The sequence below is a fragment of the Janthinobacterium sp. NKUCC08_JDC genome (assembly GCF_019345575.1).
GTDB classification, from domain to species: Bacteria; Pseudomonadota; Gammaproteobacteria; order Burkholderiales; family Burkholderiaceae_D; genus Janthinobacterium; species Janthinobacterium aestuarii.
The window spans coordinates 200,353-215,918 of record NZ_JAHKQW010000004.1 but is presented as its reverse complement, the minus strand read 5'-3'; the positions used below and the strand labels follow the sequence as shown (position 1 = coordinate 215,918).

The following is a 15,566-nucleotide window of genomic DNA, read 5'->3' as shown; positions in this document are numbered from 1 at the left end:
TTGCGTTAGTTTGCCAAGTTGTCTTTTCGGGGACATTTACCCACTTTTCGATGGTGCATCGCACAATGATCAATCCTGATATCAGCCTCAAGGATGCCGTGCGCGCGGCCCACTGGGCGCAATTGCTCGACCCCGTGCAAATGGCCCGGGTCGAGGCCGATGTGTTCGAGACTTTCGTGCCGAAAGGCGGCTTTGTCTGCCGCAAGGGCGAGCCGGTGGACAACTGGATCGGCGTCATCAGCGGCATGGTCAAGATGAATAATTTTTCCGCTTCCGGCAAGGCCATGACGTTTACGGGCTTGTCACCGGGCAGCTGGTTTGGCGAAGGTTCGCTGCTCAAGCGCGAGATGCGCAAATACGACACCATCGCCGTGCGCGACACGCGCGTGGCGCGCCTGCCTGCCAGCACCTTCCACTGGCTGCTGGAGACAAGCCTGCCATTCACGCGCTTCCTGCTGATGCAGCTCAACGAGCGCCTGGGCCAGTTCATCGGCATGATGGAAAACGAGCGCCTGCTCGACCTGAACACGCGTGTGGCGCGCTGCCTGGCGTCGATGTTCCATTCGCATCTGTACCCGAGCGTGGACACCCTGGTGCAACTGTCGCAGGAAGAAATCGGCCTGCTGTCCGGTTCCTCGCGCCAGCGCGCCAACCAGGCCTTGCAGGTGCTGGAAAAAAAGGGGTTATTGCGCCTCGATTACGGCGGCATCCGCGTGCTGGACCTGGAAGGCTTGCGCCGCTACGAGGCCGATGATGGAGACTGAAGTCTCCAGCCGTGCCGCAGCGCTGCGTGCACGCCTCGAGGGTGCTGCCGTCGACCATGCGCGTTTCACGGGGCCGCCGGTCGATTTCAACGACTGGACACCGGAGGAACTGGGCGCCATCTGGGGGGCGTTGCACCGCGCGGCGCGCTTCGGCCATGATGATATTGCGCGGTTGAATCTGGCGCGCACGCTGCTGGAACAGGTGACTGAGGCCGGACTGGCGCCGCAGCTGGCTGGCGCCGTGTTCCTCGACGCACTCGACGCGGCCGCTGAGTACAACGGGGAATGGGAGTATGTCATCGGCTGCCTGGCCTGCCTGCAGGGCGAGGCACCGGCAGGCACGGCGGCGCAGGCGCGGCGCATTCTCGGCGAAACCTCGGGCTGGGCCGAGCGGCCCTACCAGGCCTGGCTGCTGGCGCGCCTGGCGGGTGACGACACCCCTGTCCAATTTGCGCAGCTGATGGAGGAGCGCCACGCCCGTTATCCGATGCCATTGACCTTGCAGGAATTGGCACTGCTGCCGCAGCTGGCGCAAGCGTCCCTGCTGGCGCTGGCCGGCTCGCCCCATAGCAGCTTCTGGAACCGCGACAGTATCGGCGAGGCGGATCCCGCCGAGGTGCTGGCCGACGATGCGGCGTATGTCGATTTTGCGCGCACGATACTGGAACAGGCGGCGCGCCATATCGCCGCCATCCATGACGGCAGCGTGCCGTATGCAGCCGATGCCGCCTTTGCCACGGCAGACTCTCCGGTGCTGGCGCGCGCCGCGCGGGTCGCCGCCTATCGCGATGATGCCTGGTTCCGGCCCGTGATCGCCGTCTTGCTGCCTTTGGCATGCGTGGCGCCCGGCGCGGCAAAAAGCGCGCCATCGCAGTCGCTGGCGATGGCGCTGGGCCATGCGGTGGAAACCATCCCCACGCCCGAAAGCTTGCTGGCCCTGCGCACGGCGCTGGCGCAGGTGCGCCATGCGGGCATCCGCAAGAAGCTGGAACGCAATCTGAAACCGGCCGAACGGGCGCTGGCCGAGCGGCCCGATATCGCCTGGAGGATCGGCATGCCCGGCCCCATGGGCAAGCGGCGCCAGGCCATGCTGGCGCGCCGCCTGGAAGCGGGCTACGCCAGCGAGGTGTGGTTTGGTCTGGACCAATGGCGCGCCTTGCGCGACGATGCCGATATCGAGACAGTGGCGCGCGCGCTGGTCTGGCGCACGGGCGACGGCCAGGCTTTCATGCTCGACGGGATGGGCGCCATCGATGCGCAGGGGCAGCCAGTGCAATTGCCTGAGCAAGGCGACATCGGCCTGTGGCATCCCCTGCACGGCAGCGGCGAGCAGCGCGCCGCCTGGCAGGCGCTGCTCGCGCAGCGGCGCGTGCGCCAGCCGCTGCGCCAGGTGTATCGTGAAATATATGCACCGTCCGGCGACGGCAGCGCCCCATTTGCCGGCTACCAGTTGTCGCTGCCTACCTTGCTGGGACTGGCCCGCCGCGAAGGCTGGCGGCTGGATGACGATGAAGGCTTGTCGCGCCAGTTCGGCGCCTGGCGCGTATTGCTGCGCCTCGGGGGACGCGTGTATCCAGGCGCGGGCGGCGCCTGCACGTCAAACGGGCTGGCGCCCGCGCAGATGATGCCGATGGCGCCGGTGGCGTATTCGGAAGCGTGCCGCGCGGTGGACCTGCTGGTCAGTGCCAGCGCCCTGGCGCTGGTGGAAGAAGAGCAAAGCGCGCAGCGCGAAGAGCGCCTGTTTTACCTGGCCAATCTGGCACCGGGGCCGATGGCGGGCATGCGGCGCACCGTGCTGCGTCAGGTATTTGCGCAGCAGATCGAAGCCGGGCGCATGGCGCTCGAACCGCGTCACCTGACGGTAGGCAGGCATGCGATTCATCTGGTCACCGGCCGGGTCACGCTGGACGGCGCCGAAGTGGCGACCGAGGTGCTTGCGAAGGGGAACAAGCTGGGCGCCGTACCCTGGCTGCCGCACGATGAGGCGCTGCTGGAAAAAATCGTCGGCCTCGCCGGCCAGCTGCTCAAGCGTTGAAGATGACCCCCGCATCCTGATCTGATCCTGGACCTGAGGCTGCGTGAGTACTGCATTGCCGGCAATCGGAGTATCATGATCGCTTCCCAGCACAGCACCTTTTCGCCGCCATGCAGACATCCGTTCACAGTAATCCCGCCTCCCGTTTGACCTTGCTGCGCAGCGCCATGCGCGCGCAGCATATCGATGCCCTGATCGTGCCATCGGCCGATCCGCATTTGTCCGAGTACCTGCCGGCCCGCTGGCAGGGCCGCGAGTGGCTGTCGGGCTTTACGGGTTCCGTCGGCACCCTGGTCGTGACGCAGGATGTCGCTGGCGTGTGGACCGATGGCCGCTACTGGGAGCAGGCGGAAGACGAGCTGGCCGGCAGCGGCATCGTCCTCAAGAAAATCCCGTCCGGCGCCAGCGTGCTGTATATCGACTGGCTGGGCGAGACCATGCGGCCGGGGCAGACTGTCGCCGTCGACGGCGCCGTGCTGGGCCTGGCCAATGCGCGATTGCTGCAGCAGGCGCTGGGTGAGCAAGTGACCCTGCGCACGGACACCGACGTGCTGCAAGCCGTCTGGCCCGATCGTCCGGCCATGCCCGCCGCGCCCGTCGTTGAGCATGCGGCCGCCTATCCGTCGCTGTCGCGTACGCAAAAACTGGCGGCCCTGCGCGCCAGCATGACCGTCCACGGCGCCAGCCACCATGTGATTTCCACCCTCGACGATATCGCCTACCTGTTCAACCTGCGCGGCGCCGACGTCAATTACAACCCCGTCTTCCTCGCGCATGCGCTGGTGGGACCGGAGCGCGCCACGCTGTTCGTCGCCGAAGGCAAGCTGCCGGCCGCCCTGCGCGCCACCCTGGAGAGCGAGGGCGTGGACGTGGGCGCGTATGACCGCACAGCCGCCGCACTGGCCGCCTTGCCGGCCGGCGCCACCTTGCTGCTCGATCCGCGCCGCATCACGTTCGGCACGCGCCAGGCCGTGGCCGAGGGCGTGCGCGTGGTGGAAGCCATCAATCCGACCACCTTGGCCAAGTCGCGCAAGACGGACGGCGAAACGGCCCACGTGCGCGCCGCCATGGAGCAGGACGGCGCCGCCCTGTGCGAATTTTTCAGCTGGCTGGACGCTACCCTGGCCGACCCGCAGCGCGCGCCGATGACGGAAATCGGCGTCGACGAGCACCTGACGGCCGCCCGCGCCCGCCGCGCCGGTTTTGTCAGCCCCAGCTTCGGCACCATCGCCGGCTTCAATGCGCATGGCGCCATCATGCATTACCACGCGCATGCGGATTCGGCCGCCACCATCGAAGGCGACGGCTTGCTGCTGATCGACTCGGGCGGCCAGTATTGGGGCGGCACGACGGACATCACGCGCGTCGTCCCCGTCGGCACGATCACGGCCGAGCACAAGCGCGATTTCACCCTGGTCTTGCGCAGCATGATCGCCCTGTCGCGCGCGCAGTTCCCGCGCGGCGTGAAGTCGCCCATGCTTGACTCGATTGCGCGCGCACCGCTGTGGGCCGAAGGCATCGACTTTGGCCATGGCACGGGCCACGGCGTGGGATTTTTCCTCAACGTGCATGAAGGACCGCAATCGATTTCGCAGTCCACCATGCCGGAGCCGCAGACGGCCATGGAAGCGGGCATGATCACGTCCATCGAACCGGGCATCTACCGCCCTGGCCAGTGGGGCATCCGCATCGAGAACCTGGTCCTCAACGTTCCTGCGGAAACGACGCAGTTCGGCGAATTCCTGCGTTTTGAGACCTTGACCCTGTGCCCGATCGACACGCGCTGCGTGGAACGCTCGCTGTTGCGCGATGACGAGGCGGCCTGGCTCAACGACTATCACGCCACCGTGCGCGCGCGCCTGGCGCCGCACTTGGCTGGCGGTGCGCTGGCGTGGCTGGAACAGCGCACGGGAGCCATCTGATGCGCTCGACCCGCGCCACCTCCGCCATCGAACGGCTCAAGGAACGCACCGGCAACCGCCTCTACACGATGGCGCGCACGGGCGATGAACTGTTTTTCCTCACCGAAGGCCCCGGCTTGCCGCCTTTGTGCCCGCCGCTGGAACTCGATGCCTTTGTCGCCTTCGTCAATGGTCTGGGACCGCAAAAGGCGCGCCGCGTCAGCAAGCTTGATGTGGCGTTTGAAAAGCAGCTGACGAAAAAGCCCTAAATGCCGACCATCGACTTCCTGCGCGCCTACTGGTCGCCGGCCGAGCTGGCGACGAATGGCGTGATCCTGCTGAACCTGCTGGGCGCGCTGCTGCTGGGCTTGCTGGTGGGTTACGAGCGTTCGTATCACGGGCGCGCGGCGGGCATGCGCACCTACAGCCTTGTCTGCATGGCCTCGGCGGCGCTGACGGTGCTGGGCGGCTATCCCGAGTTCTGGTACGGCGGCCATGGCGCCATCGTCGGCAGCGACCCCACGCGCGTGATCCAGGGCATCGTCACGGGCGTGGGTTTCCTCGGCGCCGGCGTCATCATGCGCGAGGGGTTCAATATCAGCGGCCTGACGACGGCCGCGTCGATCTGGGCTTCGTCCGTGATCGGCATCATGGTCGGCATCGGCTTTTATCTGTCGGCCATGGGCCTGGCCTTTTTGTGCGCGATGGCGATGATTTTTCTGTCAAAATTGGAGAACTGGCTGCCGTCGCGCCACGCCGTGGCCATCACCATGCGCTTCAAGCAAGGATTCATTCCCCGTGAAGATGCGCTGCGGCGCATGGCCGCCAAGCGCGGCTACGACATTGCCGGCGGCTCGCTGACCATCGGCAGCAACGAAGGCATGCAGGAATGGCGCTTTGTCGCCATCGCGCATGGCAAGAACACGGGCGCCAGCCTGTCGGCCATGTCGGCCGAACTGGCCGCCTTCGAAGGCATCGCCGGCTTCCAGCTGTCGCATGCCCGCAATTGACATGGATGCTGAGAGGATGGACATGGATGCACAGGCCCAAGAGGTACTCGATTTCTGGTTCCTGCCGCCGGATAACCCATACTATGGCCAATCGCGCGCGGAATGGTTCCGCAAGGATGATGCTTTCGACGCGCAGATACGCGCGCGTTTCGGCGCGCTGATCGATACCGCCATCGACGGCGGCCTGCGCGAATGGGATGCGACGCCGCACGGCGCGCTGGCGCGCCTCATCGTGCTCGACCAGTTCACGCGCAATGTGTATCGCGGCACGCCGCGCGCCTTTGCCGGCGACGCTCAGGCGCTGGCGCTGGCCATCGCCTTGACGCAAGCGGGGCAGGATGGACAACTGCCGCCGATGCTGCGCGCTTTTGCCTACCTGCCGTTCGAACACGCGGAAGACCTGGCCATGCAGGCGCGCGCCGTCGAGCTGTTCCAGCTGCTGTCGCAGGCGCAGCCCGGTTTTGACGGCATGCTCGACTACGCCGAGCGCCACCAGGAAGTCATCGCCCGCTTTGGCCGCTTCCCGCACCGTAACGCCATCCTCGGCCGCGCGTCCACGCCGCAAGAGCTGGAATTTTTGCGCCAGCCGGGATCGAGCTTTTAGAAAATCATCATGAACGTCACACTCAATATCATCGGCGCCGGCCACGTGGGCCGCGTGCTGGGCAGGCTGTTTGCGCAAACCGAGGGGACGCATGGTGGAAAAATCCTCGTGCAGGATGTGCTGACGCGGTCGATGGCCTCGGCGCAAGCGGCCGTCGCTTTCATCGGCGCCGGTACGCCCGTCGACAGCTATGCTGCCTTGCGCCACGCCGACGTCACCATGCTGGCCGTCTCCGACGACCAGATCGGCCCGGCATGCGCGGCGCTGGTGGCCGAGGGACGCCAGGCGGGCGCCATCGTGTTTCACTGCAGCGGCGCGCTGGCCTCGGACGTGCTGCTGGCGGCCACGCAGGCCGGCGCGTTCGTCGCCAGCGCCCACCCGATCCGCAGCTTTGCCGACCCGGCACAGGTGGCCGCCACCTTTGACGGCACGTTTTGCGGCGTCGAAGGCGACCCGCTGGCGCTGGCCTTCCTCACGCCGGCCTTGAATGCCATCGGCGCGCGCCCCGTGCCCATCGATCCGGCCGCCAAGACCCTGTATCACGCCGCCGCCGTCTTCGCCAGCAATTACCTGGTGACGGTGCTCGACGCGGCCTTGCGCGCGTATCAGGCGGCCGGCATTCCCGAGCCGGTGGCGCGCGAACTGGCGCAGCCGCTGGTGACGGAAGCGGTGGCCAATGTATTCCGCCTGGGCGCCGCGCCGGCGCTGTCCGGCCCCATCGCACGCGGTGATTCGGCCACCGTGCAACGCCAGCAGCTGGCCGTGCAAAGCTGGGATGCCACCACGGGCGAGCTGTACCGGGCGCTGGTGGCGCCCACGCAGGACCTGGCCAGGCGCAAGCGCGGTGGATGACTCAGGCCGCGTGCACGCCGTTGCGGCCGTGATGCTTGGCCTGGTACAAGGCGCTGTCGGCACGTGAAAAGAAGGCCGATTCGCTTTCCTCCGGCCGGTACTCGGCCACGCCCAGGCTGATCGTTACGGGTAGCTGCGGCGCGGGCAGGCCGAAATCGTGGCCTTCGATGGCGGCGCGCAGGTTTTCCGCCACTTCCGCCGCTTGCGCCAGGCTGCAGTTATTCAGCAGTACCAAATATTCCTCGCCGCCCCAGCGCGTGATGACGTCGCTTTCGCGCACGGTGGCGCGCGCCACGTCGGCCACGCCACGGATGACCTTGTCGCCCCACAGGTGGCCGTGGGTATCGTTGACGCGCTTGAAGAAATCGATGTCGAAGAGGATGGCCGACATCGGCTGCTCGTTGCGTCTGGACAGGAGCATGGCGCGCTGGAACAGCAATTCCAGCGATTGGCGGTTCAATAGCCCGGTCAGCGCATCCGTGGAGGCGATGCGCTCGATGCGGCGCTGGTAGCGGTTCACCGTCAGCAAGGTCAGCCCCAGTACCAGCAGGGTGACGCCAAAGCTGATGGCCAGGTTGAAGATGAACACGCGCTGCAGCGACTGGACTTCGTCGCTGACATTCTGCTCGACCACCAGGTACCAGCCCAGTTCGGGAATGAAACGCGAATTGACGAGGATTTCCGCGCGGCCCAGCTGGTACGACAGATGCGTCGGTTCGCTGCGGTGGTTGATGATCTGCCCGGCAATGGCGCGCACGCCGGGCAGGCTGCGGATGTTGCCGCGCCCGTTGCGCATGGTCTTGCCCGCCAATACCAGCGTGCCGGCGGCATCGACAAAATAGATGTTGCGGTGGAAGCGCGCCTGATAGCGGTCGATGATGTGGCTCATGGTGTCCAGGGTCAGGCCGATGCCGGTGGCGCCGATGAACCGGCCGTCGTAGTCAACCACGCGGTGGTTGATGAAGATGGTCATGCTGTCGCGGTTGGCCATGTCGATATCGACGTTCGTTTCATAATCGGTCTTGTCCATGGCGCGCACGCGGTAGTACCAGATGTCGCGCGTCTCTTGCGGGCTGATGGATTTCAAGGTGCCTTCCGCGTAATAATATTTGCTGCTCTTGTCCGAGACGAGAAAGCTGGTGATGGCACCGTATTTCTTCTTGACCTCGGCCAGGTAGCGCACGATCTGTTCCGGCTTGTTTTCGCCGGCCAGTATCCAGTCGCGCACGAAGGTGTCGTGCGCCATTAGCGACGAGATGAAGACGGGGCGCAGCATGTCCTTTTGGATTTCCGAATAAATATTGTCGCCCGTCAGCGGCAGGGTCTGGTCGGCGATGCCGTGTTCGATGGCTTGGCGCGAGGCCAGGTAGCTGGCCAGGCTGGTCGCCATGAAGCCCGCCCCCAGGATCAGGGTCAGGAGGATGAGCAGGCGGTATTTGATCGACAGAAGACGCATGGAGACGGGGGGAGTGGCCGGCGGGAAGGCTATCGTGACGCAAGCCAAAAGTATGCAGCAGGGCAGGTATTGGCGCAATGATAACTGGTTTTATTGATAATTTACCCTGGCGAACGCGACAAGATAACCACGACTTACCAAATAAAAGTGCCGATTTGTCGACAAAGATGCCAATTAGCAATAAGATTTGATGAGGGGAATCATTGCGCACCGCCCCTGTCTTGCCGCCCGTTTCAGGCGCAGGATATTACGCGCAGGGAGTGTTGCATGTTATTTTTAAAGAGTACGTCCGTCAGCAAGGCCCCCGGCATCTACGAGGTCGACATCGCCGCCAAGCCGCCTGGCAAGACCTTCGGCATTTTTCTCGCCACCGATCCCGACCATCCGCCATCAGCCTTGCTGGGGCAATTGAAGGCGTTGGGCTTCGAGAACACCTATAGCTCGCCCTACCTGCACAAGGATGGGGGCAAAGTGCTGGACCTGCATTTCCAGAAGGATGGCACGGATATCTTCAAGGGCTGGAAAACCGAGGAGTGCACGCAGAACGTGGCGGCCATCACGGCGCTGTTCGAAGAGCATGGCATCACGATCTCCCCACGGGTGATGTCGATGGCGGAAGCCTACGCTTAATCTGCCTCAACCGCGTCAGCCTGTCTCCACGCCGATGTGATACAGCGCCCAAGGGCAGCTGGCAAAACGTTCGGTCAGGGGCAGCGCCGCCACGGCCGCGATGCGGTCCGCATCGTGGATCGCCCATAGCGGCCCCAGCCCGCCCAGCGCCATCGCCTGCCCGTCCAGGTGGGTGGCGACAATAAAACGCTGCGCGCGCGCCTGCGCCATGGTCAGCGCCGCCGCATAGCCATCGACGGCGCGCAGCAGCAAGCGAATCTCACCTTCCTCGGGGGCACCCGCCGCCTTCAATACATCGACCAGCAATGGTCCGCGCAGGGCATGCGCCTTGCCGTCGTATTCCAGGGTGGGGTGGATTGTGCGCGCCGGCAAGTTCGCCAGCGCCGCAAAGTCGAATGCCCGCGCCCGCTCAAAACTGATCTTTTGCTTGTGCATCATCTGGTCGCGCACGGCGTCGAACGGACCGCGGTTCGGCTTGTCGATGCTGCCCGTGATGGTCAGCAAGGCCGGGCCGCGCAGGCTGGCGGGCGCCGCCCGGGTGATGGCGGGCAGGGCCGCGCCGGCCATGGCGGCGGCGAGAAACTGGCGTTTATGCATGCACTTCTCCTCTGACTGAAAATCGATAATGTCCTTAAGTCTATCTTAAGTTCGCTCAACGGTGCGCATTTTACGGTTATTGTCAGTTTGGAATCTCGGCTTACATCTTGTCACAGTTCTTACGGAATGGTGAAAGACGTAGCTTTTTTCGGCTGTTATTGTGTCCTCATCGCACTTCGCTGAACTGCGAATCCAGGCATGAATCTAGGAACATCCACCAATTAAGAGAGAGAACATGATGAAGAAGAAAATCCTGTTTGCAATGATCGCTTCCGTTACCGCACTGACCGGCATGAGCGCCGCACACGCCGAGGGCGCCTATGTGGGTGCCGGCGTCACGAGAAACCGTTATAACTTCGACATTCCTGGCGCCACCAGCGCCGATAATCACAGCGGCTACAAGGCTGGCGCCAAGATCTTCGCCGGTTACGATTTCGATAAGACCTGGGCGGTCGAAGGTGGCTATGCCGATTTCGGCAGCAAGGATTACAGCTATGTCACCGGCGCCGGCAACGGTTCCGTGAAAAGCGATTCGCACGGCTACTACCTGGCCGGCAAGGCCACCATGCCCGTGACCGACAAGGTCGGCGTGTTTGGCAAGCTTGGCGTGGCCAAGGTCAAGAATAGCTTGAGCGGCACGGGCCTGTCGACCGGCATCAGCGGCAACGACAAGACGGGCGTGTACGCTTCCGTCGGCGCCCAGTACGCGATCAACGAGAAAGTCTCGCTGACGGCGGAAGTGGAACACTTCGGCAAGAGCGCCGACCAGGGCCGCAAGGCTACCGGCCTCGCTTTAGGCGCACGCTACAACTTCTAATCACCTGGAAGTTTGCTGAAAAAAAAGGCAGTTACCACGAGGTAACTGCCTTTTTGCATGGCCAGACCGAAATTACGTGGTCAAAGGCTTGTAGCGGATACGTTTTGGCTTCGCGCCTTCTTCGCCCAGGCGTTTCTTCTTGTCGGCTTCGTACTCTTGATAGTTGCCGTCGAAGAAGGTGACTTGCGAGTTGCCTTCGAACGCCAGGATGTGCGTGGCGATACGGTCGAGGAACCAGCGGTCATGGGAAATGACCATGACGCTGCCGGCAAATTCCAGCAGGGCGTCTTCCAGCGCGCGCAAGGTTTCCACGTCCAGATCGTTCGACGGTTCATCGAGCAGCAGGACGTTGCCGCCCATTAAGAGGGTTTTCGCCAGGTGCAGACGGCCGCGTTCACCGCCGGACAGGTTGCCCACTTGCTTTTGCTGGTCCGAGCCCTTGAAGTTGAAGCGGCCCAGGTAGGCGCGCGACGGCATTTCGAAGCGGCCCACGGTCAGCATGTCGGCGCCGCCGGACACGTCTTCGAACACGGATTTGTTGTCAGCGAGACTATCGCGGTTCTGGTCGACGATGGACACGCGCGCCGTCTGGCCGATGGCCACTTCGCCGCTGTCCGGCGTTTCCTTGCCGGTGATCATCTTGAACAGGGTCGATTTACCGGCGCCGTTGGGGCCGATGATGCCGACGATGGCGCCTGGCGGCACGGTGAAGCTCAGGTTATCGATCAGCAAGCGGTCGCCGAACGCTTTCGACACGTTCTTGAACTCGATGACTTCATTGCCCAGGCGTTCTGCCACGGGAATGAAGATTTCCTGCGTTTCGTTGCGCTTCTGGTATTCGTGCTCGGACAGCTCGTTGAAGCGGGCCAGGCGGGCTTTCGATTTGGCCTGGCGCGCTTTCGGGTTCTGGCGCGACCATTCCAATTCCTTCTGCAGCGCTTTCTGGCGCGCCGATTCCGTTGCCTCTTCCTGCTTCAGGCGGGCTTGCTTCTGGTCCAGCCAGGTCGAGTAGTTACCCTTCCATGGAATGCCGTGGCCGCGGTCCAGCTCCAGAATCCACTCTGCCGCGTTGTCGAGGAAGTAGCGGTCATGGGTGATGGCCACCACGGTGCCGGGGAAGCGCAGCAGGAATTGTTCCAGCCAGTCGACCGATTCCGCGTCCAGATGGTTGGTCGGTTCGTCGAGCAGCAGCATGTCGGGTTTCGACAGCAGCAGCTTGCACAGCGCCACACGGCGCTTTTCACCGCCGGACAGCACGCCGATGGTGGCGTCCCATGGCGGCAGGCGCAGTGCGTCGGCGGCCATTTCCAGCTGCAGATTCAAATTGCCGCCGTCGGAAGTCGAGATGATCGCTTCCAGGCGTGCCTGTTCCGTGGCCAGGGCGTCGAAATCGGCGTCTTCCTCGGCATATGCGGCGTACACGGCTTCCAGCTTGGCTTGCGCTTCAAACACTTCGCCCAGGCCCGATTCCACTTCCTGGCGCACGGTTTTTGCCGGGTCCAGCTGCGGTTCCTGCGGCAGATAGCCGATGTTCAGGCCCGGCATCGGCACGGCTTCGCCCTGGATGTCGGTGTCGATGCCTGCCATGATTTTCAGCAGGGTCGATTTGCCGGAGCCGTTCAGGCCCAGCACGCCGATCTTCGCGCCTGGGAAGAAGGAGAGGGAAATATCTTTCAGAATCTGGCGCTTGGGCGGGACGATTTTGCCCACGCGATTCATGGTGTAGACGTAATTTGCCATTAGAAATCTCGGGTGATATACAAAGACGGACAGGATACGGTAAACGCCCGCTTCCGGCCAGCGCTGTGCGCTGACGGAACGGGCCGGTCAGGCGGCCACGCGCGCGCGGCGGCTGCTCCACAGGCCTTCGGCCGCATACAGGCCCAGCGCCGTCCAGATGACGAGGAAGCCCAGCATGCGCTCGGGCGTGAACGATTCATGGAAGACCCACACGCCGATCAGGAGCTGGCCCGTGGGCGCGATGTATTGCAATAGCCCCAGCACGGCCAGCGGCAGGCGGCGTGCGCCGGCGGCAAACAGCAGCAGGGGAATGGCCGTGATGGGGCCGGACGCCAGCAGCAGCGCGCGCGTGGCGGTGGAATCTGTATTGACGAAGCCGCTCTGGCCATGCCAGGCCAGCCACAGCATGTAGGCCAGCGCCAGGGGGAACAGAATCAATGTTTCGAACGACAGGCCTTCCAGCGCGCCCAGCGCGGCCGTTTTGCGCAGCAAGCCATAGCCGCCGAACGAGGCCGCCAGCAGCAGGGCGATCCAGGGCACTTGCCCCGCCTGCCAGGTGAGCCAGGCCACGCCGCAGGCGGCCAGGCCGATGGCCAGCCACTGCAGGCGGCGCAGGCGTTCGTGCAGCAGCAGAAAGCCCAGCATGACATTGATCAGGGGCGTAATGAAGTAGCCGAGGCTGGCGTCGACCACGTGGCCGTTGTTGACGGCCCAGATATAGATGAACCAGTTGGCCGAGAGCAAAAACGCACTGGCGACGAAACTGGCCACGACCCTGGGTTGCGCTTTCAGGCTGCCCAGCCAGCTCCACTGCCGGCGCACGGTCAGCACGATACCGAGGAACAATAGCGACCAGACCATGCGGTGCGCCAGGATCTCCTGCGGCGCGATCTCGCCGATGGCATGAAAGTACAAGGGGAACAGGCCCCAGCACAGGAAGGCGAGGGAGGCGTACAACATGCCTGGATTCATGATGGGCTTCGCAGGAGAGTAGACAGTCTGTCATTATGGCTGAAAACATCGGGGGCTGCCCGGCGCCGCTGGCGAGGCGTAGAATGGCAACAAATCAATGGCCGCAAGCCCGCGCAGCAAGGCGGAGCGGCACAAAACCACGACTTTGGGGCAGCTGCGGAACCATGCAAAAATACTCTTGCTATTTGCTAATACCTATCATATTGTGCGATGCAACAAAACAAAAACGGGTGCAATCTTGACGTCGGAACATAAAAAAAGCGGCCTGGCTGGCCTGACCCTGGCGGCCGTCGGCATCGTTTACGGCGATATCGGTACCAGTCCGCTGTACACCTTGAAGACCGTCTTCGACCCGGCCCACGGCCTGATGCTGTCGCCCGAGAACTTGCTGGGCATCGTCTCGCTGATCTTCTGGGGCCTGACCCTGATCGTCTCGCTCAAGTACGTGACCCTGGTGCTGCGCGCCGATAACCGCGGCGAGGGCGGCATCATGGCCCTGATGGCATTGGTGCTGTCGTCCGTCAGCCGCCTGTCGCGCTGGCATTTCCCGCTGATGGTGATCGGCGTCTTCGGCGCCACGCTGTTCTATGGCGACAGCGTGATCACGCCGGCCATTTCCGTGCTGTCGGCCATCGAAGGCCTGGAAGTGGCCACGCCCGCCTTCAGTCCGTACGTGGTACCGCTGACGATTGTCGTGCTGGTGGCGCTGTACTCGGTGCAATCGCACGGCACGGCCGGCATCGGCCGTTATTTTGCCCCCATCATGGTGCTGTGGTTTGCCGCGCTGGCCGGCATGGGCGTGGTCAACATCATCAAGTCGCCAGCCATCCTGGCCGCGCTCAATCCCCTGCACGCGGCGACCTTCCTGATGAATAACGGCTTCGTTGCCTTCGTTGCCCTGGGCGCCGTGGTGCTGGCGCTGACGGGCGCCGAGGCGCTGTACGCCGACATGGGCCACTTCGGCAAGAAGCCGATCCGCCTGGCCTGGTTCCTGATCGCCTTTCCCGCGCTGGCGCTGAATTACCTGGGGCAGGGCGGCTTGCTGCTCGCGCATCCGGAAGCCGTCACGAATCCGTTTTACCAGCAACTGGGCGCGTGGAGCGTGTACCCGCTGGTGATCCTGTCGACCATGGCCACCGTGATCGCCTCGCAGGCAACCATTTCCGGCACCTTCTCGATGACCAAGCAGGCGATCGCGCTGGGCTTCTTGCCGCGCATGCGCGTGCGCCACACGTCGGAAAGCGAAATCGGGCAGATCTACATCCCCGCCGTGAACTGGCTGCAACTGGCCGTGGTGCTGCTGGCCGTCATCGGCTTCGGTTCTTCGGAAAACCTGGCCGCCGCCTACGGTATCGCCGTCACGGCCACCATGCTGTCGACCACGATCCTGACGTTCTTCGTCATCCGCTACCGCTGGAAGATGAACCTGGCCCTGTGCTGGGCCGCCACGGGCTTTTTCCTGATCATCGACGTCAACCTGGTGTCGGCAACTGCCCTGAAACTGTTCCATGGCGGCTGGTTCCCGCTGCTGCTGGGCTCGATTTTGTTCATCGTCATGCTGACCTGGAAGCGCGGCCGCCAGCTGGTGTTCCAGAATCTGGAAAAGCATGCGATTCCGCTCGACGATTTCCTTTCGTCGCTGTTCATCGCGCCGCCGCTGCGCGTGCCGGGCACGGCCATCTTCCTGCGCGGCGAAACGGATGGCGTGCCGCATGCGCTGCTGCATAACTTGCTGCACAACAAGGTGTTGCATGAGCGCGTCATTTTCCTCACCGTCTTCATGCATGAAGAGCCGTGGGTGGCGCCATCGGAGCGCGTGCGCGTGGTGGACCTGGGCCACCAGTGCTACCAGGTCAATGTGCATTACGGCTTCAAGGATGAACCGGACATTCCGTCCGCGCTGGCCCAGTGCGCGCAGCAGGGACTGGATTTCGAGATGATGGAAACGTCGTTCTTCATCGCGCGCCAGACCATCATTTCGACGCCGGGCGCCGGCATGATGCCATGGCGCGAGCACCTGTTCGTCACCATGTCGCGCAATGCGCGCACGGCGGCCGACTACTATCAGATCCCGAGCAACCGGGTGATCGAACTGGGCACGCAGGTGGAAATCTAGACGTGACAATGGGGCGGAATGGTTATTTTGGCAATGTTGTATTGTTGCGTAATCTTCCGCCGCGCTTACGTC

General features: G+C 63.7%; 14 protein-coding genes. 10 read left to right on the top strand and 4 right to left on the bottom strand.

Annotated features, from left to right (window positions below; genetic code table 11):
- The first annotated feature begins 65 nt into the window (after window positions 1-65).
- The 7 genes from KO538_RS13300 to KO538_RS13270 all read left to right on the top strand — a co-directional run bounded on the left by KO538_RS13300 (window position 66) and on the right by KO538_RS13270 (window position 7,166).
- A complete protein-coding gene (locus KO538_RS13300) occupies window positions 66-764 on the top strand; it encodes a Crp/Fnr family transcriptional regulator (RefSeq protein ID WP_034752824.1) in 699 nt (232 codons plus the stop codon).
- Window positions 751-2,799 (top strand): DUF4132 domain-containing protein, encoded by a 2,049-nt coding sequence (locus KO538_RS13295; RefSeq protein WP_219328564.1) that lies wholly within the window; start codon window positions 751-753, stop codon window positions 2,797-2,799. Before KO538_RS13300 ends, KO538_RS13295 begins: the two co-directional genes overlap by 14 nt.
- Window positions 2,800-2,909: 110 nt before the next feature.
- Window positions 2,910-4,721, top strand: a complete 1,812-nt coding sequence (locus KO538_RS13290) for an aminopeptidase P family protein (RefSeq protein ID WP_219328563.1) — start codon at window positions 2,910-2,912, stop codon at window positions 4,719-4,721.
- Entirely contained in the window at window positions 4,721-4,969 is a 249-nt protein-coding gene (locus tag KO538_RS13285; protein ID WP_034752831.1) for a hypothetical protein, read from the top strand. Before KO538_RS13290 ends, KO538_RS13285 begins: the two co-directional genes overlap by 1 nt.
- On the top strand, window positions 4,970-5,710 hold the full coding sequence (locus KO538_RS13280; RefSeq protein ID WP_034752834.1) for an MgtC/SapB family protein: 741 nt from the start codon (window positions 4,970-4,972) through the stop codon (window positions 5,708-5,710). It abuts the gene before it with no gap.
- A gap of 16 nt (window positions 5,711-5,726) precedes the next feature.
- On the top strand, window positions 5,727-6,314 hold the full coding sequence (locus KO538_RS13275; protein WP_219328679.1) for a DUF924 family protein: 588 nt from the start codon (window positions 5,727-5,729) through the stop codon (window positions 6,312-6,314).
- Between the two features lie 9 nt (window positions 6,315-6,323).
- A complete protein-coding gene (locus tag KO538_RS13270; RefSeq protein WP_219328562.1) occupies window positions 6,324-7,166 on the top strand; it encodes a Rossmann-like and DUF2520 domain-containing protein in 843 nt (280 codons plus the stop codon).
- Window position 7,167: 1 nt separating this feature from the next.
- On the opposite strand, the gene KO538_RS13265 is transcribed toward KO538_RS13270, so the two are convergent.
- A complete protein-coding gene (locus KO538_RS13265; protein ID WP_219328561.1) occupies window positions 7,168-8,622 on the bottom strand; it encodes a sensor domain-containing diguanylate cyclase in 1,455 nt (484 codons plus the stop codon).
- 267 nt (window positions 8,623-8,889) lie between these two features.
- Between KO538_RS13265 and KO538_RS13260 the strand changes: the two genes are divergently transcribed.
- Window positions 8,890-9,252, top strand: coding sequence for a hypothetical protein (locus KO538_RS13260; protein WP_034752842.1), 363 nt, complete (start codon window positions 8,890-8,892; stop codon window positions 9,250-9,252).
- Window positions 9,253-9,267: 15 nt separating this feature from the next.
- Here the strand turns inward: KO538_RS13260 and KO538_RS13255 are convergent, their stop codons facing one another.
- Window positions 9,268-9,849: a molybdopterin-dependent oxidoreductase gene (locus KO538_RS13255; protein WP_219328560.1), complete on the bottom strand. Its 582-nt coding sequence runs from the start codon at window positions 9,847-9,849 to the stop codon at window positions 9,268-9,270.
- 235 nt (window positions 9,850-10,084) lie between these two features.
- Between KO538_RS13255 and KO538_RS13250 the strand changes: the two genes are divergently transcribed.
- Complete coding sequence (locus KO538_RS13250) at window positions 10,085-10,666, top strand: porin family protein (RefSeq protein ID WP_219328559.1); 582 nt, start codon at window positions 10,085-10,087, stop codon at window positions 10,664-10,666.
- A gap of 72 nt (window positions 10,667-10,738) precedes the next feature.
- Here the strand turns inward: KO538_RS13250 and ettA are convergent, their stop codons facing one another.
- Window positions 10,739-12,406, bottom strand: coding sequence for an energy-dependent translational throttle protein EttA (gene ettA, locus KO538_RS13245; RefSeq protein ID WP_034752850.1), 1,668 nt, complete (start codon window positions 12,404-12,406; stop codon window positions 10,739-10,741).
- Window positions 12,407-12,493: 87 nt separating this feature from the next.
- Window positions 12,494-13,378 (bottom strand): EamA family transporter RarD, encoded by an 885-nt coding sequence (gene rarD, locus KO538_RS13240; protein ID WP_219328558.1) that lies wholly within the window; start codon window positions 13,376-13,378, stop codon window positions 12,494-12,496.
- 238 nt (window positions 13,379-13,616) lie between these two features.
- On the opposite strand from rarD, the gene KO538_RS13235 reads away from it, so the two are divergent.
- Window positions 13,617-15,494, top strand: a complete 1,878-nt coding sequence (locus KO538_RS13235; protein WP_034753579.1) for a potassium transporter Kup — start codon at window positions 13,617-13,619, stop codon at window positions 15,492-15,494.
- Window positions 15,495-15,566: the final 72 nt, after the last annotated feature.

Coding starts and splice junctions, on each gene's coding strand:
- KO538_RS13300 (WP_034752824.1), top strand. CDS start 66: ATGATCAATCCTGATATCAGCCTCAAGGATGCCGTGCGCGCGGCCCAC.
- KO538_RS13295 (WP_219328564.1), top strand. CDS start 751: ATGATGGAGACTGAAGTCTCCAGCCGTGCCGCAGCGCTGCGTGCACGC.
- KO538_RS13290 (WP_219328563.1), top strand. CDS start 2,910: ATGCAGACATCCGTTCACAGTAATCCCGCCTCCCGTTTGACCTTGCTG.
- KO538_RS13285 (WP_034752831.1), top strand. CDS start 4,721: ATGCGCTCGACCCGCGCCACCTCCGCCATCGAACGGCTCAAGGAACGC.
- KO538_RS13280 (WP_034752834.1), top strand. CDS start 4,970: ATGCCGACCATCGACTTCCTGCGCGCCTACTGGTCGCCGGCCGAGCTG.
- KO538_RS13275 (WP_219328679.1), top strand. CDS start 5,727: ATGGACATGGATGCACAGGCCCAAGAGGTACTCGATTTCTGGTTCCTG.
- KO538_RS13270 (WP_219328562.1), top strand. CDS start 6,324: ATGAACGTCACACTCAATATCATCGGCGCCGGCCACGTGGGCCGCGTG.
- KO538_RS13265 (WP_219328561.1), bottom strand. CDS start 8,622: ATGCGTCTTCTGTCGATCAAATACCGCCTGCTCATCCTCCTGACCCTG.
- KO538_RS13260 (WP_034752842.1), top strand. CDS start 8,890: ATGTTATTTTTAAAGAGTACGTCCGTCAGCAAGGCCCCCGGCATCTAC.
- KO538_RS13255 (WP_219328560.1), bottom strand. CDS start 9,849: ATGCATAAACGCCAGTTTCTCGCCGCCGCCATGGCCGGCGCGGCCCTG.
- KO538_RS13250 (WP_219328559.1), top strand. CDS start 10,085: ATGATGAAGAAGAAAATCCTGTTTGCAATGATCGCTTCCGTTACCGCA.
- ettA (WP_034752850.1), bottom strand. CDS start 12,406: ATGGCAAATTACGTCTACACCATGAATCGCGTGGGCAAAATCGTCCCG.
- rarD (WP_219328558.1), bottom strand. CDS start 13,378: ATGAATCCAGGCATGTTGTACGCCTCCCTCGCCTTCCTGTGCTGGGGC.